This is a genomic window from Streptomyces katrae, from assembly GCF_000717655.1.
Lineage (GTDB): Bacteria > Actinomycetota > Actinomycetes > Streptomycetales > Streptomycetaceae > Streptomyces > Streptomyces katrae_B.
Genome location: NZ_JNZY01000028.1, coordinates 1 through 24,280, shown reverse-complemented (window position 1 = coordinate 24,280; position 24,280 = coordinate 1). Strand labels below are relative to the sequence as shown.

The following is a 24,280-nucleotide window of genomic DNA, read 5'->3' as shown; positions in this document are numbered from 1 at the left end:
GCTCGCCTCTGGCGGGCATGCGCCTCTACACAAGAAGGAGAAAATTCCTCAACCGGAGCCCGTGATGACTCCCTCGTACGCTCAGCCCCGGCGGCACCTCGACCTGCCGCCCGACACCAGCGCGGCCGGCCGCGCCCGGGACGCGACCTCCCGGTTTCTGCAGAGCGCCGGCGACCAGGGGCAGCCGGTGCACCCGGCGGCCGCGGACGCCGCCGTGCTGATCGTGACCGAGCTCGTGACCAACGCCGTGCGGCACACCGACGGCCCGTGCACCCTGGATCTCGTCCTGCACGAGGGCCTGCTCGACATCGACGTCACCGACACCAGCTCGGCCCCGCCCCAGATCGTGCGGCCCCACGTCCACGGCGGTGGCGGCTGGGGCTGGATCCTCGTCCGCCACATCGCCCGGGACGTCGACGTCAAGCCCACACCCACCGGCGGCAAGCGCGTTCACGCCTGCATAGCCGTTGCCGGGTGACACCGGTACGGACTCCACGCCCCGCCCTGCGCCGCGGCGACCACGCGGGAACGCCGGACCCGCCGTAACGTGGAAGGGTCAGTGGACTCCGCGGTGAGGGGCGATCCGCCATGACCTGGGCTTCGTGGACAACGACAGGGGTGTTCGCCGGACGCGGCGGAGTACGCACCGAAGAGGCGGGGGTCCTCAGCGGGGACCTGACCGTGCACACGACCTGGTCGGGCCAGGAGGCCCTGGTGGCCGTGCAGTACAGCGGCGGTTCGGACTGGTTCACCGTCACCGGCAGTCCGGTCCCCTGTGCGTCCGAAGACGGCAGCCGTCTCCTGCACCAGGCCGTGGTGGACGCCGTACGCATCGGTGGCGCAGCCACCGTCCCCCGCAACCTGCCCGCAGACACCCACGGGGGCGGGGCGGGGCCGGCATAGCGCTGCGGTCAGAGTGCGAGCTCGAGCCGGGCCGGGCGGTGCCGCCGAAGCCGATGTGCACCGGAGGGCGGCGGCGGTCTCCGAGGCCACCGCATACCGCCGTCATCCGGCCCGAGGCGGCCGCCGCGCGACCCGGTATCCGCTTCGACCTTCACCACACGCACCTCGATAGACGCCCCGTACCGGCCGGGCGAGGCGGGTCAGCGGTGGTGAAGAACCGGGCATGTCGGCGACCCCGAGGAGCGGCGGACCTACGCTCGGCACATGCGCATCGTCTCCCTGCTCCCCGCGGCCACCGACATCGTGGCCGAGCTCGGGCTGGCCGCCGATCTCGTGGGCCGGACGCACGAGTGCGACTGGCCGCCGCAGGCCGTGGCCGGGGTGCCGGTGGTGACCGCCGCCGAGTTCTCCTCGGACGCCCTGAGCAGCCGGGAGATCTCCGCCGCCGTCGGTGGCGCCGCGCACGGCGGCTCCTCGCTCTACACCCTCGACACCGAGGCTCTCGGGACCCTCGCACCCGATGTGGTCCTCACCCAGGACCTGTGCGACGTCTGCGCGGTCTCCTACGCGGGGGTGAGCCGGGCGGTGCGCGTCCAGGGGGCCGGACCCCGGGTGCTCAGCCTCGAGCCGCGCACCTTGGACGACGTACTGGACTGCCTGGTGACCGTGGGCGAGCTGCTGGGCGTACGGGACGTCGCGCAGGCCCGGCGCGAGGCCCTCGCGAGCCGACTGGAGGCTGTCCGCACGCAGACGGTCGGGCGGCCGCGCCCCCGGGTGGTGGCGCTCGAGTGGCTCGATCCGCTCTGGCCGGCCGGGCACTGGGTGCCGGAGCAGATCACGTACGCGGGCGGCGAGGCGCTGGTCGCCGCGCCGGGCGAACACACCCGGCCCATGGGCTGGGACACGGTCCGGGCGGCCCGTCCGGACGTACTCCTCCTGATGCCCTGCGGGTTCAGCCCGCAACGCACCCTGCGCGAGTGGGAGTTGCTGACCTCGCTGCCCGGCTGGGCCGAGCTGCCCGCCGTACGGGCCGGCGAAGTGTGGGTGCTCGACGGGCCCGCATACTTCAACCGGCCGGGCCCGCGGGTGGTGCGCGGCGCGGAGGTCCTGGCGCACGTCCTGCACGGGGTCGGGGCCGGGGAGCCGGTGACGCCGGCGGAGGCCCTCCGGCTGGTCGGTTCCTGAGAGCCGGCCCTACTCGGCCACCCGGTACGGGACGAAGGTGCTGCTGTTCTCGTCGACGGCCAGCGGGCCCCCGAGGGGCGGGACGGCGCGCTGCGGGCACTCCGGGCGCTCGCAGATCCGGCAGCCCATGCCGATGGGCGTGTCGGCGCAGGTGTCGTCCAGGTCGAGGCCGTCGGAGTGGACGAGCAGCGCCCGCGTGCCGGATCTCGCAGCCGAGGCCGGTCGCGAAGGACCGGTGCCGCCGACCGGTCAGACGCCGCCCTCGATGAGCGACCAGCCGGACGAAACGTCGGGGAGCGGGCCGACGTTGGCGTAGTTGCCGTTGACGAGCGTCGACGTCCAGGCGGTCCCGTCGTTCTTGTAGAAGAACAGGCTGTCCGAGGTCCGGCCCACCTTGTCCCAGATGCCGGAGGTGCCGATCTTGCGGAAGTCGATGCCCGAGCCATCGGTCGCGTCGGAGACCCGGAACTCGAGTTGGCCGCCGGTCTTCGCCAAGGACAGCACGGAGTCCTCGGTCGCGGTCAACTGCCCCAGATAGTCGTCCCTCGGGATGCTGCCCATGTCCCGGTAGACGCCGTTCTTGAGGGTCCCGAAGCCCACGTTGCTCCAGGGGAATTCCCTCGACCCGTGCCTGGCCGCGGAGACCAACGTGTCGCACGAGGCGGCCATGGTCCCCCAGCCCGTGCTGAAGTTGTCGTACACGCGCACCTGTCGGAACGCGCCGTTCTTGAGGGTGCCCGTGACACCGTGGCCGGTGTTGCCGTTGTAGAAGATCACGGAGTCGCCGGACGCCTCGATGAAGGTCCAGCCCGTGGAGAAGTTCTCGAACGTCCGGGTGCGGTTGTACTGCCCGTCCCTGAAGGTGCCGACCTCCCCGTCCCCGGTGTTCTTGTTGTACAGCAGCAGCGAGTCGCGGCTCGCCGCGGCGTGCGTGTAGCCGGCCGGGAGATCGAGCGCCCCCTCGTAGTGCCAGCGGCCGGCGGAGAGGGTGCCGGTGCCGGCTTCGCCGCTTCCGGTCTTGTAGAACAGGATCGAGGTGCTCGGCGTCGTCCGGTTGCAGAACGCCGAAGCGGCCGTCGCGGGCGTCGCCGGACCGGCCAGCAGGACGGCCGTCACGGACGTGGCAGTGGCCAGTGCGGCCACCAGGGATTTCTTCATGTTCTCCCCACTTCCTCGCACGGGGGCGCGTGCGGCACCGGGGCGGGTGCGGCCGGCCATCGGGGCGCGGCGGAATTCCCCGCGCCGCAGCCGTGCACGATCTGAAGGAGGACGCCCTCACGCGCGGCCGGCCCGCTCCCGCGGCACCGGCCCGCCGCCGCTGCCGAGCTCGTTCCGCGCTCGTGCCGAGACGTCCTCGTTCATCGTGCGCTGCGCACGACCGCGCCGCATCTCGGTACGGCGGCGGAGGTCGCCGGCGGCCGTAGCCGTGACCGGGGCCGTGTTTCAGCCGACGGGCGGGGCTCCGGCGGTTTTGCGCAGAACCCCTATCTTGTCGATGCGGTGCTCGGGGTTGCCCCGGGCATCGCTCCAGAAGTTGCCCTCGGCGTGGTCCTCCGGCGTGGCGCAGGTCGAGATCGTGATCATGGCCTGTTTGGGGGTCACCCCGGGCGCGCCGGGCACTGCGGCGCGCTGCTCGCTCAGCGAGCTCTCCGAGCGGAAGGACGTCTTGCGGGTCGCGACGATCTCGTACGTGTACACCGTCTCACCCACGGTCACGAGGACGGTGTCGCCCTTGTCGACGGAAGGCAGGTCGTGCAGTGGACCTCCCGCCGACAGGCGGTGCGCCGTGACCAGGAAATTGCCGACCTGACCGGGGCCGACTCCGCCCCGCTCGCCGTACGGACTGGCCGCCGCGCCGAGGTCCTGGATACGGGTCCCGGGCGCGTCGTCGGTGGTGCCCTCGTACGGCACCACGCGCAGCCCGGCGATACCGGCGGAGGGTATGGACAGCGTGGAGACCTGGGCACGGACGGCAGCGCCGGGGCCTACGGGCGGGGCCGCCGCCCGGGCCGAAGCGGGTACCGCTGCCGTCGTCCGCGGTGGAGCCACCGGACCGGCGGCAGCCGAAGGCGCGCACGCGGCCAGCAGGGCGGTCACGGCCCCGGCCAGTACGGCGGGCACGGCTCGGGACGGAAACGGCAGGAACATGGGCGCCAGAGTGACATACGGGGCGAGAGGTTGATAAGGGTCCAGGTCTGTGACCTCCCTCCCGTGGCCGGTCCCCCGGCCCCGGTGGAGCGGGGAGCAGCGGATAGGAGTGGTCCGATGGACACCACCGAAGTGATCACGAGGCTGCTGCGCGAGCACGGGCGGACCTACGCCGACGAACCGGCATCACGCGCCGGAAGGAACGCGTGGACGCCCTCGGGCGGGTGCTCGACCGCTGCCACGGCGACCTCCGCACACTCCGCGAGCGGGCCGGGGGCGACACGGGAACCCTGCGCGAACTGATGCAGGACATACCGAGGACCGGCCCCGGGGGCGCGCACGTCTTCTGCTCCGAAGTCCGGGCCGTGTGGCCCGAGTTGCGCCCCTTCTTCGATGCCCGCTCCTGCAGGGCCGCAGCCCGAGCCGTTTGCCGTTTTCCGTTTTCCGCATATGCCAAGGGGTGATAAGCATCCCGACGTTGCACTTGTGCCGGCAGAGGAGTGCCATGAAGTACGACCTGTCCGACCGCTTGGTGGTGGGGATCGCCTCCAGTGCCCTCTTCGACCTGACCGACTGCGACGCCGTGTTCCGGGAGCAAGGAGAGGACGCCTACCGGAGCCATCAGGAGACTCATGTCGACGATGTGCTGGGCAAAGGGGTGGCCTTCCCCTTCGTCAGACGCCTGCTGTCGTTGAACGACCTCTCGGATCGGTCCGATCCCTTGGTCGAGGTCATCATCCTTTCCCGGAACGACCCGGACACCGGCATGCGCGTCATGCGTTCGATCAAAGCGCACGACCTGCCGATCAGCCGCGCGGTCTTCCGGCAGGGTCGATCCTCACACCGCTTCATGCCGGCGCTGAACATGTCACTGTTCCTGTCGGCCAACGGACCTGACGTCCGCGACGCGGTCTCAGATGGACTGCCGGCGGGTCATGTACTCGAAACAGCACGCATCGACGACGAGACCGACCGTGAACTCCGCATGGCCTTCGACTTCGACGGAGTGCTGGCAGGCGACGCCGCCGAGCGGATCTACCAGAGCGGCGGTCTCGACCAGTTCCGTGCGCACGAGGTCCGCAATGCCACCACCCCCCACGATCCGGGCCCGCTACGGGACTTCCTCGCCGGCATCAACCGCATCCAGCGCCGCGAGGAGGAGCAGCGCCGCAAGGATCCGACGTATCAGCCCCGCGTTCGGGTGTCCCTGGTCACCGCTCGGGATGCCCCGGCACATGAACGTGCCGTCACCAGCCTCAAAGGGTGGGGGCTACGGGTCAACGACGCCTTCTTCCTCGGCGGTATCGACAAGGCTGCGGTCATGAAAGCGCTCGACCCGCACATCTTCTTCGACGACCAGGTCTCTCATCTGAACGCCACGGCACCGGGCACCCCCAGCGTTCACATCCCGTTCGGAGTGGTCAATACGACCCGCCGAACGGCGGAAGGGTGACGAACGACCGTCGGCGCCGGCGGGACTCCCGCCACGCGCGCCGGGGCCCGGCCGGGGCGGCGGCTTCCAGGGCGTCGGTGCTGCCGGACACGGCGGTGCGCACGTGCCGGGTCAGGTGCTCGGCCGGCCAGTCCCACCAGGCCAGGGAGAGGAGGCGGGTGACGTCCGCCTCGTTGTACCGGGTTCGCATCAGCCGGGCCGGGTTGTTGCCGACGATGCCGTAGTCGGGGACCTCGACGACGACGGCTCCGGAGGCGATGATCGCGCCGTGGCCGATGCACGCTCCGTCGGCGAGTCCTCATCCGACCGCCGGGCCTCCGTCCCCCGTTCGGCGGCGCCGTCGTACTTGAGGGGGACCGACTACCCGCGGCTCGGGCGGTGTTCGCGTCGGGTGCCGAGGCGGTCTCCGTACCCCCGCGTACCAGCGGTGATCATGCGCGCATCCGGCCGGTGGCGGGGTGGCGCCCGTCACGCCGAGCGAAGGGGTCACCGGGCCGGATTCCGGCCAACTGCCCTGATTCACATGGTACGGGAGAGGGACCAGGGACGGCCCTTCCAGGGGATTCGCGGGTACCCGCCGATGCAACAAGGTGGGCACACCAGCGATTTCACCGGATGAAGGAACGGCACCCGCCCATGAAACGCCTCGCACCGCTGCTCGCCACCGTCGGACTCGTCGCGACCTCCCTGCCCCTGCTGACGGCGCATCAGGCAGCCGCCGCCCAGACCCCCGGCCACATGCGCCAGAAGCCGGCCTGGCACCGCTGCAGTCCGGACCGGCCGGCGACGTACGAGTGCGCGACCCTCAAGGTGCCGCTCGACTATCAGCACCCCGAGGGCCGCACGCTCGACCTCGCGATATCCCGGATCAGGAGCGAGAACCCCGCCAAGCGGCGCGGCGTCCTGCTCTTCAACCCTGGCGGTCCCGGCGCCGCCGCCCTGACCCGGCCGGTCGAGCTGGACAAGAATTTGCCCAAGGACGTACGGGACCAGTACGACCTCATCGGCTTCGACCCGCGCGGGGTCGGCCAGAGCAGCCCGATCACCTGTGGCGGGCTGAGCCGGGCCGAACACGGCATCGGCGGTGCGTACCGGCCCGAGACCTTCCCCTCGGACGTGGCCTGGGCGCGCGGCATCGCCGACAAGTGCCGTGAGAAGTCCGGCGACGTCATCCCGTACATCACCACCCGCAACACGGCCCGCGACCTGGACGTGATCCGCGCGGCGCTCGGCGAGCGGAAGATCTCGTACCTGAGCTACTCGTACGGGACCTACCTCGGCGCCGTGTACTCCCAGATGTTCCCGCAGCACACCGACCGCTTCGTGCTGGACAGCGGGGTGGACCCGCAGCGCGTCTGGCGCGGCATGATCCAGGTGTGGGGCACCGAGGCGGAGCCGGCCTTCGCGCGGTGGACGCGGTGGGCGGCGGAGCGCTCGGACCGGTACGGGCTCGGCACCACGCCCGAAGAGGTGTCCGCCACCTTCTGGGGCCTCGTGGCGCGGGCCGACCGGGACCCGATCGTCCACGACGGGCAGAAGTACACGGGTGACGATCTCAGAGCCGATCCGTCGCTGTTCTTCGACCCGTACGGGGCCTCGGCCGCCATCAGGTTCCTGAAGGCCCTGGCCGAGACCGGACACCCGCCGGCGGACGGCGGCGCGCCGGAGCTGGAGCGGCTGCTGGCAGGCGCCCGGACGTCCGAACGGAGCACCTCCGCGCCGGACACCGCGGCGGCCGGCCCGGCAGCAGCCTCCGCTTTCGGTGACAACGCCACGGCCGTCTACTGGTCCGTCGTGTGCGGGGACACGGACAGCTGGCCGCGTGACCCCGATCAGTACGCGCGGGACGCGGTGCGGGACAAGGCGAAGTATCCGATCTACGGGGACTTCGCATCGAACATCAAGCCGTGCGCCTTCTGGCAGCGGCCAGTCGAGCCCGCGACGCCCATGAAGACCCGGGCCGACGTACTGACCGTACAGAACGAGTGGGACCCGACGACCCCGCTGGCCAGCGGCCAGGGCCTGCACAAGGCGCTCAAGGGCTCACGGATGGTGCTCGCGCTGGGCGGCCGGAAGCACGGTGTGTACCTCTCCGACCCGGCCTCCTGCGCCGACGCCACGGTCGACAAGTACCTCGCCACGGGCCGGCTGCCCGCTGCGGACGTGACCTGCCAGGACGCGACGCCCTCCCCGTAGGGGTGCCGGCCGTGGGGGTGCCGGGAGCCGGCGAGGGTGCCGCCCTGTCCGTCACGGGCCGGACGGGTCCTCGTGGCCGGTCCGCCGCGGGACGTTCTCGGGGCGGCCGGTCACCACCAGGTCGCCGTCCGGGGTGCGCCACGCCAGTTGGCCGGTGCGAAAGTACCCGTCGGTGGTGAAGGAGCGTGCGTTGAGGTCCGGCGCCCGGTAGTAGCCGCGCAGGGTGTACGGACCGCGGGCGAGGAGTTCGCCGGGCTGCCCGTCGGGCAGGTCCTTGCCCTCGGCGTCGACGATGCGGATCTCGTCGTCGGGCGAAAGCGGCCGGCCCTGCGTGGTGAGCACGGTCTCGTCCGGATCGGTGGGCCGGGTGAGGGTGAGCAGCCCCTCGGCCATGCCGAAGACCTGCTGCAGGCGACAGCCCAGTTCGGTGCCCATCTGCTCCGCGGTCGCCCGGTGCAAGGGCGCGCCGCCGACCTGCACGAGGCGCAGACTGCTCAAGTCGGCCCGGACCCTGGGGAGTACGTCGAGCCAGCGCTGGGCGGCGTCGGGCGCCAGCGACGTGAGGGTGACCCGCTCGCGTTCGATGGCCGCGAGGCATTCGGTGGGTTCCGGGTCCTCGAGCAGGACGACGGTGCCGCCGGCCGAGAGGGTACCGACGATGCCCGGGCAGCCGAAGGTGAGGTTGGACTCGGCGGGCAGCGCAGCGAGATACACGTCGTTCTCGGTGAGCGACACCAGCTCGCCGGCGGCCCGTGCCTGGTAGGCGTAGTCGTCGTGGGTGCGCGGAACGAGCCTGGGCGCCGCCGCGGAGCCGCCGGAGAGCAGGAAGAAGGCCACCTGGCCGGCGCTCTGCGCGAGCGCCGGCTCGGGCGCGGCGTCGATGGAGCCCAGCGGGGAGTACTGGCAGCCCGACGGGTCGGTCGTCAGACCGCCGTACGGGGACGACTCGCCCGGCGCCTCATAGGTGAACACCCGCCGCAGGAAGGGCCATCGGGCCGCGATGTCCGCTGCCATCGCCGTGTGGTCGAAGCCCTGGTACGTCGAGGGAGCGACGTACGCGACGGCCTGGGTGACCCGTACGAGGTCGGGCACCTCGCAGGCGCGGTGCGGGACCGGGCAGAACACTGGGATCACGCCGATCCGCATCAGTGCGAACACGGTAACGACGAACTCGGGCACGTTCGGCAGCTGGACGACGGCCCGCATCCCGGGCCGCAGGCCGCGCAGCCGGAATCCGGCGGCCATGCGGTCCACGCGCCGGTTCAGGTTCGCGTACGTGATGCGGTTGCCGCCGTGCACGAGCGCAGTCCGTGGTCCGTACTGCAGGGCCCAGCCGCGCAGCAGGTTGTCCAGCGTGTTGCCCCGCCAGCGCCCGGCCGCCCAGTAGCGGTCGACGAACTCCTCGGGCCAGGGCGTACAGCCGTCGAGCAGGGTTGCCATGCGTTTCGCTTCCTTCCGGGCCGACCGGTGTCCATCCGGGCCAGGGCGGACGCAGCGGCCGGGGAGCAACTCGACGTCCTGACCTTGGAATCCAATGGTTCGGTGCGCCCGCACGCAAGGCGCTTTCCTGACCATGGACGTCGCACTCCATCGGCGGAACATCCAATCAGGGGCGCTCACCAGCAGGAACGGCTTCTACCGGTGCCGGCTCGGCACTCCTGGTTTGAAGGCCGCCAGGCCGGTCAGACGCCAAGGGCCACCCCCGGCATCGCGGGTGGCAGCCGCCCACGTCCAAACGATCGGAACAGCGCCATGCATGCCAGGGAAACGCACCCCCACAGCTCGGAACCCCGTTCCTCACCCGCATCAACCCGGCAACGCCTCCTCGCGATCTATCTGAACGACCACCTCGCGGGCGCCAGCAGTGGCGTCTCCCTCATCCGCCGGATGGCGCGGGCGCACCGCGGTACCCCGGCGGGGGTCCCCTTGGCCGCGCTGGCCGAGCAGATCGCCCAGGACCGGGACAGCCTGCGCGAGATCATGACGGCCTTCGACGTCCCCGCGCAGTGGCACAGGGTCGTCATGGGACGTCTGGCCGAGAAGGCGGGCAGGGCCAAGCTCAACGGCCGGCTGGTGAGCCGCTCACCCCTCAGCGACGTCCTCGAGCTGGAAGCCATGCGGCTCGGCGTGGAGGGCAAGGCATCCCTGTGGCGGTCACTGGGGACCCTCGCCGCCACCGCCGAAGCCCCTCTCGACCCGGCCGTCGTCGCCCGGCTCCTGGACCGCGCGCAGCGCCAGGCGGCCGTCCTGGAGGAACTGCGGGGGGAGGCCGCGGGCCGGACCTTCACCGCCGCTGCCGAAGGCTCCGTCCTGGCCGGCCGGGGCCGCGCCGACGGCACGCCACGCCACCGGCCGTCGCGAAGGGCGGGGTGGGCGTCATGAGAGTCGTCGTCACGGGCGCCAGCGGCAACGCGGGCACCAGTGTGGTCGAGGCCCTGGCGGCCGACCGTACGGTCACCGACGTGCTTGGTGTCTCCCGTCGCCGGCCCGGCCTGAGCATCCCCGGCGTGCGGTGGACCGAAGCCGACGTCGAACCGGGCCGCGGCGACCTGACCGGGGTCTTCGCGGGCGCCGACGCGGTCGTCCACCTGGCGTGGAAGTTCCAGCCGACCCACGACCCCGTCGCCACCTGGCGGACCAACGTCCTGGGAAGCATCAACGTCTTCGAGGCGTGTGCACGGGCCGGTGTGCACGCCCTGGTGCACGCCTCGTCGGTCGGCGCGTACTCGCCCGGCCCGGAGGACGGGCGTCCGGTCGACGAGTCCTGGCCCACCCACGGCTGGCCGGGCGCTGCCTACACCCGGGAGAAGGCCTATCTGGAGCGGTACCTCGACAGCTTCCAACTCGCCCACCGCGAACTGCGGGTGGTGCGGATGCGGCCGGCGTTCCTGTTCAAGAAGGAGTCGGCGAGCGAGCAGGGCAGGATCTTCGGCGGGCGGTTCCTGCCGTGGCGCCTGATCCGGCCGGGCCTGCTGCCCGCCCTGCCCGCCGTGTCCGGCCTGCGCTTCCAGGCCCTGCACACCGACGACGCCGCCGAGGCGTACCGGGCGGCCGTCGTCCGCCCCGTCCGCGGCCCGTTCAACCTGGTGGCCGATCCCGTACTGAACACGGCCGCCGTGGCCGGCCTCCTGCGCGCCCGTACGCTGCCTCTCCCGGCCGGCGCAGCCCGAGCCGCGCTCTCCGCGGCCTGGCGGGTACACCTCGTACCGGCCGATCCCGGCCTGCTGGACGCCGTTCTGCGACTCCCCCTGCTCGACGCCGGCCGGGCCCGCGACGAGCTGGGATGGACGCCGTCGACCACCGCCACCGAGGCCGTCGCGGCATTCCTCGAAGGCCTCCACCAGGGAGCCGGCCTCGACACCCCGCCCCTGACCCCCGCAACTGCGGGCGCAGGACGCCATCGGCACGCGTGAAAGGACTGACCATGAGCGAAGAAAGCCGGCCTCCCGAGCGAGCCAGGGAGATGCGTGACAAGGCCCAAGAACTGGAGCAGACGGCGCAACACGCCACGGATCCCGTGGAACGACAGCGGCTGAGGGACAAGGCCATGCGCATCCGCGAGAAGAGCGAGCAGGTGTACGGGAGGGGCAGCGGGACCATGGACCCGATGTAGCCACGCGGCGCCAGGCGGCGCTAAGCGGCGTCTCCGGGGACGACGTCTTCGCGGATGGCGGCGAGCGCGAACGCGTGGCCGGCCGGGTCGGCGTAGCGGCGCAGGGTCGTCCGGCTGCCCGGCAGGCTGCCGTCGTCCTCCGCGGCCACCGGCCGGGCTCCGAGGGTCACGGCCTCGCGCTCGGCCTCGTCGAGGCACTTCTCGTCGACGAGGATGCACAGATGGGCCTGCTGGGAGCCCTCCGGGAGCGGCCAGCTCGGTGGGGCGTGGTCCGGGTCGCGGCGGACTCCGAGTACGACGCCGCCGCGGCCGGTGACGAGGAGGAGTTCCCCGTCGCCCGGTGCCGGCCCTGCCGTGGCACCGAGCAGTTCGGCGTAGAACCGTGCCAGCAGCTCGGGCTCGGCACTGTCCAGGACGAGAACGGTTGTCTTGGGTACGGTCATGCACGCCGTTTGCCCTGTGTCGGCGTCCGTACACGGTACGTGCCCGCAGGCCGGGCGGACGGTGTGAAACCGGCGCCCGCAACCGGCCCCCGCACTCGGTCTCAGGAACGGATGCGGAGTCCGAGCTCCATCTCCTGATCGCCCGATACGGCTCCCATGTCCTCGACGGTGAATTGTCCGGCGAGGGCGGCCTGCACCCGCTCCACCGCGCGGGGGCCTCCCTGGAGGGTGACGCTGACCGGGTCCTTCAGCCGAACGGGCGCCGCCTTGCGCTCCGCCGGCTTCGCCGCGTCGAGGGTCGCGCTCCACACGGTCGCGGCCTGTCCGCCTTGCGCTGCGCTGCCCGCCCGGGCCTCTGCGGGGAAGGAACGCTCGAGCAGGTCGAGGACGGCGCGCGCGTCCTCCGCAGAGCAGTCGCCGACCGCCACCACCACTTCGGCCGCCGGGCTGTCCTTGTCCTGGCTGTCCATCAAGGGCTACCTCTCTCGTGCACATGGACCCGGCCGCGCCACGCCTCGGTCGGGCCCTGCCGCGTGCGTCGGGGCCGAGCCCGCGGAACAGGCACGTCCACGCTCACACACGGATTCGGCCCCCGCATCATTTGCCGCACGGAGGGGTGTGAAGCCCTCCCCTGCCCGGGCCGGAAAATGATGCGGCCCACGACGCCGAGGCGCCGTGGGCCGCATCCCCGGTCCGCCGGTGAGCCCGTGGGACTCGCCGGGTCGGCGTCAGGCCCTGTCGCGCTTGTCGCGCACGGAATCCTCGATGCCGCGGGCGCGCTTCTCGGTTTCGCTCAGGGCTTCCTTCGCCTTGCCCTTGGCCTGGTCCGTCTTGCCCTCGGTCTTCATCCGGTCGTTGCCGGTGACCTTGCCGACGGCTTCCTTGGCCTTGCCCTTGGCCTGGTCCATCTTGCCCTTGTCAGCCATGGTGAACTCCTTGATTCGTGGGAATCCCGATAGGGACAAACTAGATGAAACCGGTCTTTCGTGCGCGGCGGGGCCGGCGATGGTCCCCCATACGCGGACGGGCCGGCCCGTGGCGCCTGTTCACGGATCCGCCGGATCCTGATCCTTACGACGCCTGCCCGGCGAGAACGACGCCATTCAGCATTCGCGCCCTCGGTTCCCAGCGGTGGAGCCAGATCTTCCTCTGCATCTTCGGCGCCGTCCGGCTCCTCCTGCGCGGTTCCCCTGAAGCTGCCGCCCGGGCGGGGACGGCGGCTGTGCGGGCAGAAGCCGGATGCCCCTCACCGGCGCGCCAACGCCGACCGTCCTGTGTGATGGCTACCGTGATGTGGAAGATCGGGAAGGAGCACGGGTGAACAGACCAGCCGACGAACCCGTCAGGGGTCGCGTTGTCGATCTCCGGTTCCGGCCATGAGAGAAACGAGGCCCGTGTGAACAGCCCGGCCGGCCTTTCGGAAGGCTGCCTTGATGCCCTCCAGCGTCTGAAGGAGACGCGGGAGACCAACACCGTGATCCTCCGCGGCACGCCGGGTGGGCTGGTCACGGAGGTCGAGGGAAACCTGACCCACGATGAGCTGCTCCAGGCGCTGCCCGTCGACGAGCCGCGCCTGGTCGTCCACGAGCTGTCGTTCGCCAGCCCGGAAGGCATGCGCAGGAACGAGCGCGTACTGATCCTGTGGGTCCCCTCGGCGGCGAGTGAGCAGGACGAAGCGGCCTACACGCCCGGCTACACGTCGCTGGCGGAGTTCCTCGCCGACGTTCACGTCCACCTCACAGCCAGGCGGACGGACCAGCTGGCGTACCAGAGGCTCGTCGCCCTGGCCGGCTGAGCGCGCCCCGGCTGCCGCCCGTACCGGCCACCCGGACGGGCGGGCGGCCGGACGGGCGGGGAGCCGGGGTCAGACCTGTCCGCGCCATTCCCCGGTGGCCGTACCCCGGTCTTCGATGAAGTGCTTGAACCGCTTCAGGTCTCCCTTGACCTGGCGGTCGACCAAGCCGAGTTTGTCGCCGATGTTCTCGGCCATCCCGTCCGGATCGAAGTCCATCATCAGCGTGACCTGGGTATGCGAGGGGTCGATGGGTCGGAAGGTGACCAGGCCCGACTGCTCGGTCTCACCACCGACCGTGACCCAGGCGACCTTGGTGTCCGGGATCTGTTCGGTGATCTCCGCGTCGAACTCCCGCTTGACACCGGCGATCTTCGTCACCCAGTGCGTGAGGGTGTCCGAACGCTGCTCGATCCTCTCGACCCCCTCCATGAACTGGGGGAACGACTCGAACTGCGTCCACTGGTCATACGCTGCCCGGACGGGAACGTCGACCTCGATCGACTCCTTGACCTGCGACATGATGCGCCTCCTCGGTCTGGCGGATCGTGATGCGGGAACCTGTGCCTTGGGCCTGTCCGGCTCCCGCGGGGGCACCGCATCCGTGCCCGCTCACCCCCCGCCTGCCCCGGCGTTTTCGAGGTGATTCCCCGAACGAGCCCACTTCCCGTGCCAACCGGCCCCCGGGGGCGGCCCCGCGCGATGCGGACGCTGCCCGAATCAGCGGAAGACGGCCATCGCCCGGACCTCGAGGCCGGCTCGCTCCGGGCCGCCGTCGCCGGTGGCCCGGAACCGGCCCCGGATCAGTACGAACACCTGGAGAGTCGGCCCTCCTGCGGGGTGGCCACCTCCTTCGGTCCCGAGAACGGACCGGCGGGCTCGCGGGCGAGGCGTACACGGGTGCCGTGGTGGGCGGGGCGCACATATCCCGGGGGACAACTGTGTGGACGCGGGCCATGTGCGGGTGGGCTGGGGGTTTCTACGGTGTGGCGACACGGATCGTCCCCGTCCCCAGTCCGGAAGTGGTAAATCATGGCCGCCTCTGCCGTACCGTCCCCAAGCCCCGGCTCCATCAAGCGCATCGTCGCCGCGAGCCTCATCGGGACCACCATCGAGTGGTACGACTTCTTTCTGTACGGCACCGCCGCCGCGCTGGTGTTCAACAAGCTGTTCTTTCCCACCGGCGATCCGCTGACCGGGACCCTGATCGCCTTCATCACCTACGCCATCGGTTTCCTGGCCCGGCCGCTCGGCGGGGTGGTGTTCGGGCACTTCGGGGACAAGGTCGGACGCAAGAAGCTGCTCGTGCTGAGCCTGCTCATGATGGGCGGGGCCACCTTCGCGATGGGGCTGCTGCCCACGTACGCGAGCATCGGCGTCGGGGCCCCCGTACTGCTCACCGTGCTGCGGCTGGTGCAGGGCTTCGCCCTCGGCGGGGAGTGGGGCGGGGCGGTGCTGATCGTGTCCGAGCACGGCGGGGCCGAGCACCGCGGGTTCTGGGCGTCCTGGCCGCAGTCCGGTGCTCCGGGCGGGAACCTGCTGGCCACGGGGGTGCTCGCGCTGCTCGCCGGTGTGCAGTCCGATGCCGCGTTCCTGGCGTGGGGCTGGCGCGTCCCGTTCCTGCTCTCCGGGGTCCTGGTGATGGTCGGGTTGTGGATCCGGTTGTCCGTCTCCGAGTCCCCGGTGTTCCTCGCCGCGCAGGCCGCCCGGCAGGGGCGCAAGGACGAAGCTCCGGTCGTCCGGGTGTTCCGCAAGAGCGCGCGCCAGGTGCTGACCGCCATCGGCACCCGGTTCGGCGAGAACATTTCGTACTACGTGCTGACCTCCTTTCTGCTCGTCTACGTCACCGTGCACCTGGGGCTGGCCAAGAGCACCGCGCTGAACGCCGTCCTCATCGGCTCGGCCGTCCACTTCGTCACCATCCCGGCCTGGGGTGCGTTGTCCGACCGGATCGGCCGGCGTCCCGTGACACTGATCGGGTCGGCCGGTATGGCCTTCTGGGCGTTCGCGTTCTTCGCGCTGGTCGACTCGAAGTCCTTCGCCGTCATCACCGTGGCCGTCACCGCCGGGCTGCTCCTGCACGGTGCCATGTACGGCCCCCAAGCCGCCTTCATCTCCGAGATGTTCGACACCGACGTCCGCTACTCCGGTGCCTCGATGGGCTCGCAGCTCGCCTCGATCGTGGCCGGAGCACTGGCCCCGCTCATCGCCGTCGAGCTCCTCAAGGACTACGGCTCCTCCGTTCCCGTCTCCCTCTATCTCTGTGCGGCAGCCGTCGTGACCACCCTCACCGTCGCCTTCGCCCGGGAGACCCGCGGCCGTGATCTGACACAGGCAGGCACCGGGGGCGCCGCGGCCTCCGGCGGACGGACGGCTCCGCTCCCGGCCGCCGTCGACCCCGCCTGATACGGTCCGGCCGGCCACGGAAGAATGCCCCCCATGACCTCCGGATCCGAATCCGCCCTGCTCGAACTGCTCGGTCTGCTGCGCCGCGGCGCGCCGGTCGAGCAGTTCGACCGCCCCGCGGCGGACGCACGCACCGCCGGGGCGGGTCCCGCCGAGCAGGCCCTCGTGGACGAGGCCACACGGGTGGCGCTGGACATCCGGCGTACGCTCGATCAGCACCGGCGACGCGAGGCCGAGCTCACGGCCCTGTTCGACACCGCCGGCGACCTCGCCGCCCTGCGCGATCTGGACGCGGTGCTCCGGGCCATCGTCCACCGGGCCCGCATGCTGCTGGGCACCGACGTCGCGTACATGACCCTCAACGACCCGGTCGTCGGCGACACGTTCATGCGCGTCACCGACGGCTCGGTGTCGGCCGCCTTCCAGCAGCTGCGGCTCGGGATGGGCGAGGGGCTCGGGGGTCTGGTCGCCCAGACCGCCCGCCCGTACGCCAGCGCCGACTACCGCACCGACGACCGCTTCCGGCACACGGACACCATCGACAACGGGGTCCGCGAGGAGGGCCTGCGCGGCATCCTCGGTGTCCCGCTGCGCGTCGGCACCCGTGTGATCGGGGTGCTGTACGCCGCCGACCGGGCGGTCCGCGACTTCACCCCCGACGCGGTCGCGCTCCTCTCCTCCCTCGCCGACCACGCCGCCGTCGCCATCGACAGCGCCCGGCTGCTCGAAGAGACCCGCGCCGCCCTGGTCGAACTCGGGGTCGCCACCGAGACCGCCCGCGCCCAGAGCGAGGCGATGCGGCTCGCCGCCGAGACGCACGACCGCCTCACCCGCCTCGTCCTGCGCGGCGGCGACGTGGCCGACGTCGCCCAGGAGGTCGCCGCGCTGCTGGGCGGCAGCCTGGTCGTGCACGACGGCGACGGCGCCGAGCTCGCACGGGTCGGCCGGGATCCGGTCGGCCCGCCGGCCCGCGGCCTGGCCGCGTCGCGCTCCGGCGGCCGGGCCGTCGCGGTGGACGGCGTATGGGTCTGCGCGGTCCTGGCCGGGCCGGAGCTGCTGGGCAGCCTCACCCTCGGCGGACGCGCCGACCTGCCCGACACCGAGCGGCGGCTGTTCGAGCGGGCCGGCCTGGTGACGGCTCTCCTGCTCCTGCTGCGCCGGACCGTCGCCCACGCCGAGGACCGGGTCCGCGGCGAACTGCTCGGCGACCTGCTGGCTCCGGCGGCGCCCGGCCGGGTCCGCGACACCGACAGCCAGACCCTGCGGGCCCGCAAGCTCGGGGTCGACCTCACCCGCCCGCACGCCCTCGTGGTGCTGCACTGCGACGCCGCGCTGCGGCCCCGGCTGGCGGCGGAGGCCGCCCGCCACGCGCGCGCCCGCGACGGCCTGGCCGGTCTGCACGAGGGCCGCGTCGTCCTCCTCGCCCCGACCGACGGCCCGGGCCCGCTCGCCCGCTCGCTCGCCGCCGAGCTGGGCCACACCCTGGGCACCCCGGTCACCGCGGGCTCCGCCGGGCCCGCCGCCGGACCGGAGGGGCTCCCGGGCGTGTACGCCGAGGCGCTGCGCTGCCTCGAGGCACTGCACGCCCTCGGCCACACCGGCGACGGGGCCGGCCTGCCCGACCTCGGATTCCTCGGGGTGCTCCTGGGCGACGGGGCGGACGTGGGCGCGTACGTCGAGCAGGTGCTGGGGCCGGTCATCGCGTACGACACGCAGCGCGGGACGGAACTGGTCCGCACACTGGAGGCGTACTTCGCCCACGGGGCCAGCCTGGCCCGGACCAAGGACGCCCTCCACGTGCACGTCAACACCGTCGTGCAGCGTCTGGACCGGGTCCGGCAGATCCTGGGCGAGGACTGGAACACCCCGGCCGGTGCGCTGGAGATCCAGCTGGCCCTGCGGATCCTGCGGGTGACGTCGGTCCGACCCCGCCCGGTCCCGAAGTCGCCGGTTTGACACCCATCCGGGCCTGTCACCATCAGGTTTCACCCAAAGGAAACGCGCCACTACCCGACCTCGACGTAATCCGCCCACTCCCCGAGGGCGAACTTCAGCCCTTGGCGGCGGACTTCGACCGCTCCCGCGCCTCCGAAGTGGGCGGGTACGAGCAACTCCACTTCGTCGGCGGCGCGTTCGAGGATCCGGCGGCGGCTGGCGGCGGCCTGGCCGGCATCCAGGCAGAAGCAGCTGTTGCAGGCGGGCTCCAGGATCTGCACCGGGCTGTGCAGCAGGTCGCCGACGAAGACGGCCCGGTCGGTCCCGGAGGCGAGCCGCAGGACGGCGGATCCGGGGGTGTGTCCGGGCGCGGACTCGAGGGTGAGGTACTCGTCGATGCGGTGGGCGCCGTCCCAGACCACGGCCTGTCCGGCGCGGTGGACGGGGGCGATGCTGTCCTCGTAGATCAGCCGGTCGTCCTCCCGGCGGCCGCCGCCGTACGCGTTGCCGGGCCCGAAGTGATGGTCGTCCGCGGCCGGGATGAGGTACTGGGCATGGGGGAAGGTGGGCACCCAGCCCCCGTCCGCAGCCACGGTGTTCCAGCCGACGTGGTCGCCGTGGACATGAGTGTTGACGACGATGTCGACGTCCTCCGGCCGGACACCGGCCCGCGCCAGCTCCCCGAGGAAATCGCCCTGCCGGTGATGGAAGTGCGGGGAACCGGGCCGCTCCCGGCCATTGCCGACGCCCGTGTCGACCAGGACGGTCTTCCCGCCGCTGCGCAGGACCCAGGTCTGGAGGGCGAGCACCGCCCGGTCGCCGTCCGCCTCCCAGTGGTCCGGCGAGAGCCAGTCCTGGTTCTCTTTCCACACCTCTGCCCCGACCCCCGGCACGAGGTTGCGCGCCGGTCCGAGCGGCCCCGCCCATTCGACGACCCGGGTGATCTCGACCTCGCCCAGCATGATGCTCTGCCTGCTCTCGTTCTTCATGCCGTTGAGTCTAGAAAGCGTGGTTGAGCCTCTCAATGCCCGTTCGGCTCATCCGAATACGTGGTCGTCTCATGCCTGAGGTCACGGCTACCCTGGTCCCATGGATGTGGTGAGCGACGCCATCGCGGCCGTGCGGATCGGGCAGCCCTCCTCCAACCGGGTCAGCGTGAGCGGGAGTTGGTGCACGCGCTTCGCCCCGTACGAGGGCGCGGGTTTCCACGTGGTACTGGAGGGCAATTGCTGGCTGCTGCCCGACGGCGGCGGCCCGCCGGTCTCCCTCGGCCCCGGCGACGCCGTGCTGCTGCCGCACGGAACGGGGCACGTGATCGCCGACTCCCCGGCCGACGCCGCGGCCGTGGCGCGGGCCGTGCCGTTCGAGCTGCGGCCGGACGGGACGCTGCCGGGCCGGGGCGCGGCGGCCGCCTCAGGTGCCGTGGAGATGCTGTGCGGCAAGTACCGGCTCGACCGCAGCCGCGTCCACCCGCTCATGCTGGAGCTGCCGAAAGTGGTGCATCTGCCGAATCGGGTCGGCGCGCACCCCGAACTGCGTGCGGCCATCACCCTGTTGGGAGGCGAACTGAGCGGCGAACAGCGGCCCGGGTCCTGCATGGCGGTGCCCAGCCTGCTCGACCTGCTGCTCGTCTACATGATCCGTTCCTGGATGGCCGAGGGCTCGGGCGGAGCCTGGTCGGCCGTGCTCGGCGACCCCGTCGCGGCCGCCGCCCTGCGGGCGCTGCACTCGGATCCGGCCGCGCCCTGGACCAACGACCGGCTGGCGGCCGAGGCGGGCGTCTCCCGCCCCACGCTGGCGCGCCGGTTCACCGCACTGGTCGGCCGCCCGCCGATGGCGTACCTGACGTGGTGGCGCCTGACGTACGCCGCCACCCTGCTCCGCGACACCCCCGACCCGCTGGCCGCGATCGCGCGCCGGGTCGGGTACGGGACTCCGTACGCCTTCTCGCACGCCTTCAGCAGGGAGTTCGGGACCACCCCGGGCCGCTACCGGGACGCGGCGGCGAAGCCCTCGTAGGCGGCCGGGCCGCCGGGTGACCGGACGGCAGGACACCCCTGAGCGGCGGGGACGGATCACCGCCACCGCCGCTCAGGGAGCCCGGAGAACCGGCCGGCTCAGCGCCGGACCGGGCACTGCTTCCAGGAGAAGTGGTACACGGTGCTGATGCTGCCGTCCGTGGAGTCGACGGTCATGTACTGGTCTTGGTCTTGTCGGAGGTGCCGACGTCCGCGCGCAGCTCGGTGGTGATGTCGAAGTTGCGCTGCTCGCCACAGGGAGCGAAGACGAGGGCCTCGATGCCGGTGGTGTCGGTCACCTGCCAGTTGTCGTCGAGCGCGCCATGGAACTGGTGCGTCCGATTGGCGGTCTGGCTCATGCCCTGGAAGTAGTAGCTGGCCTTCTGGGTGCCGATCGCCCCTTCCTCCAGCTTGCCGTAGCCCCGGTAGTCGACGTGGGACACGGCGTACGTGCCGAGCCCGACCGGGTACGCAGCATCACCCGGTCGGACGGCCCGGTTCACCGAAGAAACGATTCAGCAATCCGGACCGGCCAGCCGAACGGCCCCACATGCCACACCTCCACTCGCCGCCAGCCATGACCTTCCATGCCAAAGCCGACATTTCTCCTATGATGGGCATCCCGTCGACGGAGGAGAGCCCATGCCCGGTCCGCTCGTACGGCGCTCCGCCGTGCTGTCCGCATGCGTGGCCGTGGCCGCCGCTTTCGCACCTCTCACCGTGCCCCCACCGCCCGCCTCGGCCGCGGCAGTCGGGCACGAATCCCCTCCGGGGCACCACCGGGCCGACGACGGCGCCGTGCGGGTCGAGGCGGATGCCGGAGAGGCCGCCGTACTCGGCGAGGAGCACGCCCGGGCGCACGCACAGCGGCGCAACGACGCCAAGGGCCCCCAGGAATACCCGCAGGCGAAGCGCACCAAGAGCCTGACCTCCCTCGAGTCCTCGCAGCAGCGCACCAACGCCGCCTTCCCCGCCGCGCAGTTCGGCCGGTTCACGGAGTTCTTCCCCTCCCCCGACTTCGGCGTCCACACCGCCCTGCTGCCCACCGGCAAGGTGCTGCTCTTCTCCTTCGAGCGCGTGGAGGTCAACCCCACCAAGGAGACCGGGCCCACCGACCGGATCGGCCGGACGAACGCGGGCCGCGCCTTCCTCTGGGACCCCTCCCGGGGCACCGGGGCCCGGGCCTTCAAGAAGGTGGAGCCCCCGACGGTCCTGATGCCCGACGGTACGTACGTACCGCGCCCGGCGCCGTTCTTCTGCGCGGGGCACGCCTTCCTGCCCAACGGCATGGTCGGGGTTTTCGGGGGCAACACCGGCGGCAAGGGCGGCAGCGGCGCCAAGCTGTCCTTCGTGTTCGACCCGTGGACCGAGAAGTGGTTCCGCAACCAGGACATGTCCGTCGGCCGCTGGTACCCCTCGGTCGTGACGGGGGCGGACGGGCGGCAGATCATCATGTCCGGCCAGTCCGAGCGGGGTACGGGCACGCCCACCCCGGTCGTGGAGCGCTTCCCCGCGCTGCGCCACCCCGTGCCCTGGGGCCCGTACGACATCCCCGTCGACCTGGCCGCCGAGCGGCTGCGGGCGGACGCCCCGTTCCGCAACGACTATCCGCACCTGTTCTCGCTGCGCGACGGCATGATCTACGGCCTCGGCCGGGACGCCGATCAGCAGTGGCTGTTCGACCCGGTCAAGGAGACCCGGACCGATCTGCCCCGGCGGCCCGCCGACTTCCGCGGCTACGGCTCGGCGGTGCCGCTGCCGGCGGGGTTCCGCGGCCCCGACTCCGTACTGGTGCTCGGCGGCGATCCGCACGACCCGAACACCTACCGGCTGTCCGGCGGCCGGTGGACCACCGAGCAGCCGCGGGCCTTCGGCCGCACCCAGGACGACACGCTGATCCTGCCGGACGGGACGCTGCTCACGGTCAACGGCGCCCTGGACACCCGCAATTACGGGCACGGGCCGTTCAATCCGCAGGCCGACCTCTCGTACCGGCAGATCGAAATGCGCGATGCGCAGGGCCGTTGGCGGCTCGGACCGGCGCAGCGGCTGCCCCGCGGCTACCACTCCAATGCCCTCGTGCTGCCGGACGGCCGGATGATGGTCACCGGCGACGAGCTCCAGCAGATCGCCAACGACCCCGACATCGGGGACAAGATGGACGGCAGCATCGAGCTCTACGAGCCCGCGTACCTGCACCGGGGCGCCCGGCCCGCGCTCGACCGGGTGCCCGAGGGCGAGCTGGGCTACGGGGCGGGGTTCGAGGTGCACAGTTCCACCGCCGCCCGGGTCACCCGGGCCGTGCTCCTGGCGCCGACCACCGTCACCCACGCGGTGAACACCAGCCAGCGCCATCTGGAACTCCCGATCGCCGGCGTGCACGGCAACGCGGTCGGGCTGCGGACACCGCCGAGTGCGGCCGACGCCCCGCCCGGGTACTACATGCTGTTCCTGCTCGACAAGAAGGGGGTGCCGAGCACGGCGAAGTGGGTCAAGCTCGGCGTCGGCCGCCGGTAACGGGGACGACGCCGGTCTCAGGGCGCGGGCGGCGGCTCGATCCGGGCCAGCCAGGCGACGCCGGTCGATCCGCTTGGTCATGGCGCCGGTCGTCACCATGGTGTGCACGGCCAGTTCGCCGGGTGCCCGCTCGTACGGGTCGCCCGCGCGGCGCAGGGCGGCCAGTACGTCGAACTCCCCCTCGCTCAGGCCGTAGCGGCGGTAGACGAGGCAGAGGCGGTCCGTCAGCAGCAGCCCGAGCGGGTGCAGCCGGGTCCGTGCCGCTGGACGCCCTCGGCGTGGCGGCCTCCGTGGCCGCCATGACGATGTCCTCGTTCGGCTACATCCTCGCCAAGCGGTGGAGCACCGAGGTCGAGGTGCTCTTCGACGGCGTGGCAGCTGCTGGGCGGCGGGCTCGTGCTACTGCCGTTCGCCGCCGCGACGGAGGGATCTCCGCCGGCCCTGGACGGTTCGGAGCTGGTCGGATTCGGGTACGTCACGGTCGTCGCGACGGCACTGGCGTTCGCAGCCCGGTTCGCGGGCCTGCGGCGGCTGCCGGTCGCAACGGTCGGACTGCTGGGGTCCTGAACCCGGTCACGGGCGTCCTGTTGGGCCCGGTGATCGCCGGGGAGACGCTCACCGTGCGACAGATCTGCGGGCTCCTGCTGACCCTGGCAGGCATCCTCCTCGGGCGGAGGGGTGGATTCCTCACCGCTCGTGACGAGAGGAATTCGGCAGGTAGTAATTAGGTGAATCCCTGACTGAATTACCGTCAACAAGGATTCTCCATATATCTCGATTCGGTAACGAGATCTCCGAAATGGCCTGGACCATTAACAGCCTACGCGCGTAACTTACTTATTTTTTAAGTGAGTTGACGGTTCATCAAATCCCGCTAGCAGGTAACAGTCTGATATCTCGGGGCCCATTCCCGTTTGTCCGAATTCTCCACCGCGCCCATCTGGCAGGCTTCCGCGCACCCACTCCTCCGACCAAGGATTTGAGGTGCGCATGACCAGACATCGCAGGAAGCCGCGCGAACACCGTCGCAAACCGCGCCGGTTGATACTCCTCACCGCCGCCATGGCCACGGCGGCGGTGATAGCGGGCGGCATCGCCTATTCCGGGCTCGGCGACGACGCCCAGGCAGGGACGCCCGTACTGGCCGACGCGGCCGCGGACTCCCTCACACCGGCCGCCGCACCGGCCCGCGACGCGGAGCCGGCGCCCATCGTGGGCGAGCCCGCCAACGAGACCGCCAAGGGCATGGTCTTCGACGGCCTCAAGGCCGCACCGAAGGGCGACCGTTGCGTCGGCGTCTACCGCACGGAGGCCGGGCTCTGCACGCACGGTCCCGACGCCCCGCCGAAGGACGTCGACATCAAGGCCGACGTCGCCCCCGTCGTGAAGACGAAGGCCCCGGCCGCCGACCCGGCAAAGCCCGAGGCCGCAGAAGCGGCTGCCGCAGAAGGCAGCGGGCGTCCTCAGGACGCGCCCGCCGCCGACGCCGCCTCCGCCAGTGCCCCGGCGTCCAAGGCCCCGGCACCCGCGTCCGGGGGCAGCAACCAGGCCGTCGCCGCCGGGCCCTCGGGGCAGACCGTCCAGTGCGACGGTGACGGCAGCACCGGCAACCGCGTCCAGGTCGTGTACGTCCACGGCCCCGACCGCGACCGCTACTCCGAATACGTCGCC

The 24,280-nt window shown here is 71.8% G+C and carries 21 protein-coding genes and 6 pseudogenes; 15 read left to right on the top strand and 12 right to left on the bottom strand.

Annotated elements, in window-relative coordinates:
* The first annotated feature begins 64 nt into the window (after positions 1-64).
* The 3 genes from IF09_RS0128390 (at position 65) to IF09_RS0128380 (ending at position 2,088) form a co-directional block, all read left to right on the top strand.
* The gene (locus tag IF09_RS0128390; RefSeq protein ID WP_051832990.1) at positions 65-478 is read left to right on the top strand and encodes an ATP-binding protein; all 414 of its coding nucleotides are present in this window, start codon (positions 65-67) and stop codon (positions 476-478) included.
* Between the two features lie 110 nt (positions 479-588).
* A complete protein-coding gene (locus tag IF09_RS0128385) occupies positions 589-903 on the top strand; it encodes a hypothetical protein (protein ID WP_030300337.1) in 315 nt (104 codons plus the stop codon).
* Positions 904-1,167: 264 nt separating this feature from the next.
* Complete coding sequence (locus IF09_RS0128380) at positions 1,168-2,088, top strand: cobalamin-binding protein (RefSeq protein WP_030300335.1); 921 nt, start codon at positions 1,168-1,170, stop codon at positions 2,086-2,088.
* A gap of 9 nt (positions 2,089-2,097) precedes the next feature.
* Here IF09_RS0128380 and IF09_RS43560 read toward each other — a convergent pair.
* The 3 genes and pseudogenes from IF09_RS43560 to IF09_RS0128365 all read right to left on the bottom strand — a co-directional run.
* Positions 2,098-2,317: pseudogene (locus IF09_RS43560) on the bottom strand (short-chain fatty acyl-CoA regulator family protein); the annotation flags it as partial.
* Between the two features lie 20 nt (positions 2,318-2,337).
* The gene (locus IF09_RS0128370; protein ID WP_030300334.1) at positions 2,338-3,246 is read right to left on the bottom strand and encodes a hypothetical protein; all 909 of its coding nucleotides are present in this window, start codon (positions 3,244-3,246) and stop codon (positions 2,338-2,340) included.
* Between the two features lie 285 nt (positions 3,247-3,531).
* The gene (locus IF09_RS0128365; protein WP_051832989.1) at positions 3,532-4,236 is read right to left on the bottom strand and encodes a class E sortase; all 705 of its coding nucleotides are present in this window, start codon (positions 4,234-4,236) and stop codon (positions 3,532-3,534) included.
* Between the two features lie 505 nt (positions 4,237-4,741).
* Here IF09_RS0128365 and IF09_RS0128355 point away from each other — a divergent pair.
* Positions 4,742-5,689, top strand: coding sequence for a 5'-nucleotidase (locus IF09_RS0128355; RefSeq protein ID WP_030300328.1), 948 nt, complete (start codon positions 4,742-4,744; stop codon positions 5,687-5,689).
* 43 nt (positions 5,690-5,732) lie between these two features.
* Here IF09_RS0128355 and IF09_RS40740 read toward each other — a convergent pair.
* Positions 5,733-5,975: pseudogene (locus tag IF09_RS40740) on the bottom strand (antibiotic acetyltransferase); the annotation flags it as partial.
* Positions 5,976-6,325: 350 nt separating this feature from the next.
* Here IF09_RS40740 and IF09_RS0128345 point away from each other — a divergent pair.
* Positions 6,326-7,885 (top strand): alpha/beta hydrolase, encoded by a 1,560-nt coding sequence (locus IF09_RS0128345; protein WP_030300324.1) that lies wholly within the window; start codon positions 6,326-6,328, stop codon positions 7,883-7,885.
* A 51-nt stretch (positions 7,886-7,936) separates the two neighbouring features.
* Here IF09_RS0128345 and IF09_RS0128340 read toward each other — a convergent pair whose 3' ends face one another.
* Positions 7,937-9,325: a (2,3-dihydroxybenzoyl)adenylate synthase gene (locus IF09_RS0128340; protein WP_030300323.1), complete on the bottom strand. Its 1,389-nt coding sequence runs from the start codon at positions 9,323-9,325 to the stop codon at positions 7,937-7,939.
* 312 nt (positions 9,326-9,637) lie between these two features.
* Between IF09_RS0128340 and IF09_RS40735 the strand changes: the two genes are divergently transcribed.
* Genes IF09_RS40735 through IF09_RS0128325 form a run of 3 tightly spaced genes read left to right on the top strand, consistent with a single transcriptional unit; the run spans position 9,638 to position 11,498 of the window.
* Positions 9,638-10,267, top strand: coding sequence for a single-stranded DNA-binding protein (locus IF09_RS40735; RefSeq protein ID WP_234321180.1), 630 nt, complete (start codon positions 9,638-9,640; stop codon positions 10,265-10,267).
* Entirely contained in the window at positions 10,264-11,298 is a 1,035-nt protein-coding gene (locus tag IF09_RS0128330; protein ID WP_030300318.1) for an NAD-dependent epimerase/dehydratase family protein, read from the top strand. Before IF09_RS40735 ends, IF09_RS0128330 begins: the two co-directional genes overlap by 4 nt.
* A gap of 11 nt (positions 11,299-11,309) precedes the next feature.
* Positions 11,310-11,498: a DUF6381 family protein gene (locus tag IF09_RS0128325; protein ID WP_030300317.1), complete on the top strand. Its 189-nt coding sequence runs from the start codon at positions 11,310-11,312 to the stop codon at positions 11,496-11,498.
* A gap of 20 nt (positions 11,499-11,518) precedes the next feature.
* Here the strand turns inward: IF09_RS0128325 and IF09_RS0128320 are convergent, their stop codons facing one another.
* The 3 genes from IF09_RS0128320 to IF09_RS0128310 all read right to left on the bottom strand — a co-directional run bounded on the left by IF09_RS0128320 (position 11,519) and on the right by IF09_RS0128310 (position 12,867).
* Complete coding sequence (locus tag IF09_RS0128320) at positions 11,519-11,941, bottom strand: VOC family protein (protein ID WP_030300316.1); 423 nt, start codon at positions 11,939-11,941, stop codon at positions 11,519-11,521.
* A gap of 101 nt (positions 11,942-12,042) precedes the next feature.
* Positions 12,043-12,411, bottom strand: a complete 369-nt coding sequence (locus tag IF09_RS0128315) for a hypothetical protein (protein ID WP_030300315.1) — start codon at positions 12,409-12,411, stop codon at positions 12,043-12,045.
* Positions 12,412-12,669: 258 nt separating this feature from the next.
* Positions 12,670-12,867, bottom strand: a complete 198-nt coding sequence (locus IF09_RS0128310; RefSeq protein WP_030300314.1) for a CsbD family protein — start codon at positions 12,865-12,867, stop codon at positions 12,670-12,672.
* Between the two features lie 470 nt (positions 12,868-13,337).
* Between IF09_RS0128310 and IF09_RS0128305 the strand changes: the two genes are divergently transcribed.
* The gene (locus IF09_RS0128305; RefSeq protein WP_030300313.1) at positions 13,338-13,736 is read left to right on the top strand and encodes a cofilin family protein; all 399 of its coding nucleotides are present in this window, start codon (positions 13,338-13,340) and stop codon (positions 13,734-13,736) included.
* 69 nt (positions 13,737-13,805) lie between these two features.
* Here IF09_RS0128305 and IF09_RS0128300 read toward each other — a convergent pair whose 3' ends face one another.
* Complete coding sequence (locus IF09_RS0128300; protein ID WP_030300312.1) at positions 13,806-14,255, bottom strand: SRPBCC family protein; 450 nt, start codon at positions 14,253-14,255, stop codon at positions 13,806-13,808.
* A 510-nt stretch (positions 14,256-14,765) separates the two neighbouring features.
* Between IF09_RS0128300 and IF09_RS0128290 the strand changes: the two genes are divergently transcribed.
* Both IF09_RS0128290 and IF09_RS0128285 read left to right on the top strand, forming a co-directional pair.
* On the top strand, positions 14,766-16,139 hold the full coding sequence (locus IF09_RS0128290) for an MFS transporter (protein WP_051832988.1): 1,374 nt from the start codon (positions 14,766-14,768) through the stop codon (positions 16,137-16,139).
* 24 nt (positions 16,140-16,163) lie between these two features.
* Complete coding sequence (locus tag IF09_RS0128285) at positions 16,164-18,095, top strand: helix-turn-helix domain-containing protein (RefSeq protein ID WP_037636219.1); 1,932 nt, start codon at positions 16,164-16,166, stop codon at positions 18,093-18,095.
* A 50-nt stretch (positions 18,096-18,145) separates the two neighbouring features.
* Here the strand turns inward: IF09_RS0128285 and IF09_RS0128280 are convergent, their stop codons facing one another.
* On the bottom strand, positions 18,146-19,063 hold the full coding sequence (locus IF09_RS0128280; protein ID WP_030300308.1) for an MBL fold metallo-hydrolase: 918 nt from the start codon (positions 19,061-19,063) through the stop codon (positions 18,146-18,148).
* Between the two features lie 100 nt (positions 19,064-19,163).
* On the opposite strand from IF09_RS0128280, the gene IF09_RS0128275 reads away from it, so the two are divergent.
* Positions 19,164-20,093: an AraC family transcriptional regulator gene (locus tag IF09_RS0128275; RefSeq protein WP_030300306.1), complete on the top strand. Its 930-nt coding sequence runs from the start codon at positions 19,164-19,166 to the stop codon at positions 20,091-20,093.
* 98 nt (positions 20,094-20,191) lie between these two features.
* Here IF09_RS0128275 and IF09_RS40730 read toward each other — a convergent pair.
* A pseudogene (locus IF09_RS40730) lies at positions 20,192-20,544 on the bottom strand (DUF4360 domain-containing protein); the annotation flags it as partial.
* Between the two features lie 190 nt (positions 20,545-20,734).
* Here IF09_RS40730 and IF09_RS0128265 point away from each other — a divergent pair.
* On the top strand, positions 20,735-22,609 hold the full coding sequence (locus IF09_RS0128265) for a glyoxal oxidase (protein WP_030300304.1): 1,875 nt from the start codon (positions 20,735-20,737) through the stop codon (positions 22,607-22,609).
* 45 nt (positions 22,610-22,654) lie between these two features.
* Here the strand turns inward: IF09_RS0128265 and IF09_RS47365 are convergent.
* Positions 22,655-22,858, bottom strand: a pseudogene (locus tag IF09_RS47365) (MarR family transcriptional regulator); the annotation flags it as partial.
* On the opposite strand from IF09_RS47365, the pseudogene IF09_RS40725 reads away from it, so the two are divergent.
* Positions 22,822-23,337 (top strand): annotated as a pseudogene (locus tag IF09_RS40725) (DMT family transporter); the annotation flags it as partial. The pseudogenes IF09_RS47365 and IF09_RS40725 overlap by 37 nt on opposite strands.
* A gap of 262 nt (positions 23,338-23,599) precedes the next feature.
* A pseudogene (locus tag IF09_RS46420) lies at positions 23,600-24,280 on the top strand (hypothetical protein); the annotation flags it as partial.

Excerpts from the sequence above, each read along its gene's own strand:
- IF09_RS0128390 (WP_051832990.1), top strand. The coding sequence starts at position 65 with ATGACTCCCTCGTACGCTCAGCCCCGGCGGCACCTCGACCTGCCGCCC.
- IF09_RS0128385 (WP_030300337.1), top strand. The coding sequence starts at position 589 with ATGACCTGGGCTTCGTGGACAACGACAGGGGTGTTCGCCGGACGCGGC.
- IF09_RS0128380 (WP_030300335.1), top strand. The coding sequence starts at position 1,168 with ATGCGCATCGTCTCCCTGCTCCCCGCGGCCACCGACATCGTGGCCGAG.
- IF09_RS0128370 (WP_030300334.1), bottom strand. The coding sequence starts at position 3,246 with ATGAAGAAATCCCTGGTGGCCGCACTGGCCACTGCCACGTCCGTGACG.
- IF09_RS0128365 (WP_051832989.1), bottom strand. The coding sequence starts at position 4,236 with ATGTTCCTGCCGTTTCCGTCCCGAGCCGTGCCCGCCGTACTGGCCGGG.
- IF09_RS0128355 (WP_030300328.1), top strand. The coding sequence starts at position 4,742 with ATGAAGTACGACCTGTCCGACCGCTTGGTGGTGGGGATCGCCTCCAGT.
- IF09_RS0128345 (WP_030300324.1), top strand. The coding sequence starts at position 6,326 with ATGAAACGCCTCGCACCGCTGCTCGCCACCGTCGGACTCGTCGCGACC.
- IF09_RS0128340 (WP_030300323.1), bottom strand. The coding sequence starts at position 9,325 with ATGGCAACCCTGCTCGACGGCTGTACGCCCTGGCCCGAGGAGTTCGTC.
- IF09_RS40735 (WP_234321180.1), top strand. The coding sequence starts at position 9,638 with ATGCATGCCAGGGAAACGCACCCCCACAGCTCGGAACCCCGTTCCTCA.
- IF09_RS0128330 (WP_030300318.1), top strand. The coding sequence starts at position 10,264 with ATGAGAGTCGTCGTCACGGGCGCCAGCGGCAACGCGGGCACCAGTGTG.
- IF09_RS0128325 (WP_030300317.1), top strand. The coding sequence starts at position 11,310 with ATGAGCGAAGAAAGCCGGCCTCCCGAGCGAGCCAGGGAGATGCGTGAC.
- IF09_RS0128320 (WP_030300316.1), bottom strand. The coding sequence starts at position 11,941 with ATGACCGTACCCAAGACAACCGTTCTCGTCCTGGACAGTGCCGAGCCC.
- IF09_RS0128315 (WP_030300315.1), bottom strand. The coding sequence starts at position 12,411 with ATGGACAGCCAGGACAAGGACAGCCCGGCGGCCGAAGTGGTGGTGGCG.
- IF09_RS0128310 (WP_030300314.1), bottom strand. The coding sequence starts at position 12,867 with ATGGCTGACAAGGGCAAGATGGACCAGGCCAAGGGCAAGGCCAAGGAA.
- IF09_RS0128300 (WP_030300312.1), bottom strand. The coding sequence starts at position 14,255 with ATGTCGCAGGTCAAGGAGTCGATCGAGGTCGACGTTCCCGTCCGGGCA.
- IF09_RS0128290 (WP_051832988.1), top strand. The coding sequence starts at position 14,766 with ATGGCCGCCTCTGCCGTACCGTCCCCAAGCCCCGGCTCCATCAAGCGC.
- IF09_RS0128285 (WP_037636219.1), top strand. The coding sequence starts at position 16,164 with ATGCCCCCCATGACCTCCGGATCCGAATCCGCCCTGCTCGAACTGCTC.
- IF09_RS0128280 (WP_030300308.1), bottom strand. The coding sequence starts at position 19,063 with ATGAAGAACGAGAGCAGGCAGAGCATCATGCTGGGCGAGGTCGAGATC.
- IF09_RS0128275 (WP_030300306.1), top strand. The coding sequence starts at position 19,164 with ATGGATGTGGTGAGCGACGCCATCGCGGCCGTGCGGATCGGGCAGCCC.
- IF09_RS0128265 (WP_030300304.1), top strand. The coding sequence starts at position 20,735 with ATGCCCGGTCCGCTCGTACGGCGCTCCGCCGTGCTGTCCGCATGCGTG.